This is a genomic window from Candidatus Culexarchaeum yellowstonense (genome assembly GCF_024707025.1).
Classification (GTDB): domain Archaea; phylum Thermoproteota; class Methanomethylicia; order Culexarchaeales; family Culexarchaeaceae; genus Culexarchaeum.
Map to the genome: position 1 here is coordinate 1 of NZ_JANGFQ010000162.1, position 2,361 is coordinate 2,361.

Sequence of the window (2,361 nt, forward strand, 5' to 3'; positions counted from 1 at the left end):
ATAGATGGAGGGTCGCAGAGTTTCTGAGGAACATCTTGATCTTGCCCTGGGGTACTTAGAGGAAGGAAAAAGTCTGACTGATAAAGATCCTATTCAGGCGTCTGAGAAGCTGTACAAGGCAGCTGAAGAAGCTGTGAAGGCCATGGCTCTAGCCCTCAGCTTAGATGAGGCTAAAAAAGCTGTGGAGCAGGGTAGATGGTCGTCCACTTTACTCTTTGACACCATAGACGCTGTAGCAATAAAATTAGACGTTAGTGAACTACCACTATGGTGGAGAGCTGCTTGGGTTTTACACGTAGAAGGTTTTCACGAAGCTAGACTTAGTGGAGAAAGGGTTAAGAAGGATTCTAGATACATAGAGGCAATAGTGGATCTTGCGAAAAAAGTTTTAAGAGAAAAGAATGTGTAAATTGTTCCTTTTCTACTTGTCAGCATCCTGGTATCAAGAGTTACCTCCTTATTATGGAGGTCTTGATTTAAGATTATTCATATCCATATTTAAATTCATCACATGGATCATGAGTTTAGTCAAAATTTTGTAAAAAATGGATTTTTATGCTAGTTTTATCCATAGTATCGTCATTCAGATACAAATTCTATAACACGAAGCTTATAATTTACTTGTAGTGCAATTTGGATTGAAAGTAAAAAGCATACTATTTTACTACAAATGATATCATTATGGTTTTATTTTTAGTAAAAAGTAATATTTAGTATAAAATATATTGAGAATGCATTGTGTTTTTAGTAGGTTTCTATGATATGAAATCTCTGAAAAATAGTAAAAATATATTGCACTTTCAAAAACATGTTTTTATTTTAAAATAAAAACAATCACTATTTTATCATGTTTTCTAAATATCTCCACTAGAAACAGAGTTTTCCTTGCGAATTAGAATGCTACAATATTTCCTAGTTCGTTACATCTCCGCAAAGCAATACATAATATATACACCACATATTGGTACTTCTTTATCGTTTTCAGAACATGAAAAGCTACTACTGCTCATTGATTCATCATACCATCCCTACCATGGTTCTTTAGCATTGGTTACCTCACTATATTGATCCTGCTTAGATATTCTCAAATTTAATATGATCTTATGACCTGATATGGAATATTTACGTATCTTCCAGCACTCACAAAATAAACACTATACGAAGAAACACCAACATACAACATCTCAGACGCATCATAAGACCTATAAGGACTCGGAATCTCTGGAGGAATTGCTCCTTTATTCATTACATAAGTGTGGACAGAAACAGTAGTATAATCGACATATTGAATCGTTACCGCGAGCAGGCTGAGCGCCGCTACTATTGGGTTCGAAGTACTAAGACCAAGCGTAACAACAAGAAGCTTACCCGCATTAACACCAACACCAAAACCAGAAAAAGCATAATACCCAGCAACATCACGAAACAAAAGCGACTCACCCACATTAAGCAAACCATCAGCCACGGGCGTGTTAGGAATCTGCAAAGGCCCACGCTCACCAACCTCATAATACTTGAGGAGGGAGTGATAATAAGAACCATCAGTATCATTACGAACCTCATAACCACCAACAAAATAACTCCCAGACACACTCGGATACACCTTCACATCAACCATCTCCTTACCAGTATAACTCTTCACACCAGTCAACGTGCAATACTTCACCTCCTTATAATAACCACCAACAACACTCCCCACAATCCAAGACCAACCAGTCTGACCAGGACCAACCAAAAAACCATAAGCATAGTTATAGTTTCCTGTGTTTGTGAAATCTCCAATTTGGGGGGAGGAGAATGATGCGTAATCTGGTAATTTTATGGAAAAACCTAACCTGAAACCATTCGTATTTTCAGCAACAATTGTAATACTTCCTAAAATTGTTGCGCTATAGTTTGGGTAATCGTTGTATATGATGAGTGTTGGTATTTTTGTGTTTGTGCTCCATGTTTGTTGTGTTTCCCAGTAGTATGTTGGTCCGCATGTTGCTTCTGATGGTTGTTTGTTTGGGCTTGTTTTTTGTGTTGTGTGGAATTTTATGGTTTTTTGTTCTTGTCCTCCGTTGAGGAGTTTTTGTGGGTTGTATGGTATTGTGTCGATTATTGTGTCTATGGGGTTGTCGTTCTCGTCAAGGAGCCATGCGCTGATGATGAGTGAATTTGCGGCTGTGATGTGTGGTGTGTTTTTGTATTTTTGTTCGTAGTTGATTATTCCTTGTAGGATGTCTTTGATGGTGTCGGTTGGTATGCGGAGCTCGTTGTTGTTTGCATATGCTATGAGTATGGTTTTCTGTGCTGGTGGTGCGTTTGGGTCTTCTGGTGGTAGGAGAGCATCAACTTGTACTTGTATTTTCGTGTTTG

2 protein-coding genes are annotated in these 2,361 nt (G+C 38.0%); one reads left to right on the forward strand and one right to left on the reverse strand.

The annotated features are described in order from the left end of the window. Positions 1 to 4: 4 nt before the first annotated feature. Positions 5 to 409 (forward strand): PaREP1 family protein, encoded by a 405-nt coding sequence (locus MRT15_RS10195; RefSeq protein WP_304329991.1) that lies wholly within the window; start codon positions 5 to 7, stop codon positions 407 to 409. Between the two features lie 681 nt (positions 410 to 1,090). On the opposite strand, the gene MRT15_RS10200 is transcribed toward MRT15_RS10195, so the two are convergent. After that, the coding region (locus MRT15_RS10200) for a hypothetical protein (RefSeq protein ID WP_304329990.1) at positions 1,091 to 2,361 on the reverse strand (1,271 nt) is incomplete at its 5' end.

Bases quoted from the DNA above. Each gene is read 5' to 3' on its own strand.
- MRT15_RS10195 (WP_304329991.1), top strand. From the start codon at position 5: ATGGAGGGTCGCAGAGTTTCTGAGGAACATCTTGATCTTGCCCTGGGG.